The organism is Nitrospira sp. BLG_2 (genome assembly GCF_049222245.1).
Genome location: NZ_JBLYIG010000449.1, coordinates 1 through 1829 on the forward strand (window position 1 = coordinate 1; position 1829 = coordinate 1829).

The 1829-nt window shown below is 54.6% G+C and carries 3 protein-coding genes; all 3 read left to right on the top strand.

All coding sequences use genetic code 11. From position 1 onward, the window contains the following. Window positions 1-412: efflux RND transporter permease subunit (locus tag ACOSYY_RS12255; RefSeq protein ID WP_421662700.1), on the top strand; the 412-nt coding region annotated here is incomplete at its 5' end. 18 nt (window positions 413-430) lie between these two features. Then, window positions 431-775: a P-II family nitrogen regulator gene (locus ACOSYY_RS12260; protein ID WP_421662702.1), complete on the top strand. Its 345-nt coding sequence runs from the start codon at window positions 431-433 to the stop codon at window positions 773-775. A gap of 97 nt (window positions 776-872) precedes the next feature. Beyond that, window positions 873-1829, top strand: a 957-nt coding sequence (locus ACOSYY_RS12265; RefSeq protein WP_421662704.1) for an HAD-IC family P-type ATPase, incomplete at its 3' end; no start/stop codon positions are given.

Below are 1829 nucleotides of genomic sequence, written 5' to 3' on the forward strand. Positions count from 1 at the left end.
ACTCACGAATCTGCCGTTTGCACTCATCGGCGGCGTGTTCGCGCTACACATCTCCGGTCTCTATTTGTCAGTTCCGGCATCCGTCGGATTCATCGTCCTGTTCGGTGTGGCAGTGCTCAATGGCGTGGTGCTTGTTTCACATATCTCCCAACTGCGGCAGGAGGGTATCTCGGTGAGGGAGGCGGTGATCCGGGGGAGTCATGATCGTTTGCGGCCGGTATTGATGACTGCCTCAATAGCGATCTTCAGTCTGATCCCGATGCTATACGCCACAGGACCCGGCTCGGAAGTTCAACGGCCTCTAGCAACAGTCGTGGTCGGCGGACTATTAACGTCAACATTCCTCACCCTCGTCGTTCTACCTACTCTGTACGGGTGGTTCGAACGAAGGGAAGCCCAATCCGAACTCTAGCCAAAAGGGAGACCGCTGATGAAAGAGATTAAGGCCATCATTCAGCCCTTCAAACGCCCCAATGTCATCGAGGCATTGAGGCAGATCGAAGGACTGCCTGGAATAACCGTGGATGAACACGTCCACGGTTTCGGTAAATCAGGCGGCGAAAGCGAGCACGGAAAGATCGCGGCGGACCTCATCGATTATGTCCAAATGGTGAAGCTAGAACTCGTCGTACCCGATCGGTTGGTCGAAAGTGTCATCCGGGCGATTCAGGAAAATGCGCACACCGGAAACCCCGGTGATGGCAAAATCTTTGTATATGACGTGCAGGAGATCGTCAAAATTAGAACGAATGAACGGGGTGAGCGGGCAATCTAGCGAGCTCGCCTATATCGCCACCTCGATGTCATGCACCTGTGGTTAGTTGACAAATCGTCAGCGGATCTCTCTCATCCTGATTCAAGGAAGAAATGTGATGAACAATGATGCCGAAGAAGTCTTCAGCGGAAAGTGGTATGCCCACCCCCCGATGAGAAACGCGCTGATCTCTGGCGTGCTGACCGGCGTTGCCTTTGCTTTGGCCCACCTCGAGATGATCCCCTCCTGGGCCGAAGTGTCAATCTACGTCGTCGCTATACTACTCGGTGGCTATCACTGGTGCAAAGAGGGACTTGAAGAGCTCATCGAAGAAAAGGCGATCGGCATCGAAATCCTGATGATGGCTGCAACCGTTGGGTCAGCGATCCTCGGCATGTGGGATGAAGCGGCTTTTCTGGTATTCCTCTATGCCACTGCGGAGGGTTTGGAGGAATACACATATGCCAGAACGCGAAATTCTATCAGAGCCCTCCTCGACCTCGCGCCGAAAGAAGCCTGCACCCTGCGGAACGGCCGGGAAGAACATGTCCCCGCGGACCAGCTGCAGGTTGGTGACGTCTTTGTCGCTCGACCCGGGGAGTCTATTGCTACGGATGGAATCATTCTCCGGGGGCAATCCACCCTGAATGAATCACCCGTCACGGGCGAGTCCATGCCCGTGGACAAGGGGGAGGGAATGAAGGTCTTCGCCGGCACGATCAATCAGCAAGGCGCCCTGGAAATCAAGGTCACGGCATCGTTCAAAGACAATACGCTGTCGCGAATGATCCACTTGGTCGAAGAGGCGCAAGAACAGAAAGGGAAGACTCAGGCATTCATTGAAAAATTTGGAAGACGATATTCACCTTTGGTCCTTCTGAGTTCGGTTGGGATGATTGTTGTCCCGCTACTGCTGAAGATGCCAATCGAGGAGTGGGCAACACGCGCTGTTGTGCTACTTGTTGCCGCAGCCCCGTGCGCTCTCGTGATGTCCACCCCGGTGGCGATTGCCGCAGGGATTGGTATCGCCGGAAAGCGCGGTGTGCTTATCAAAGGGGGAATGCATCTTGAATCG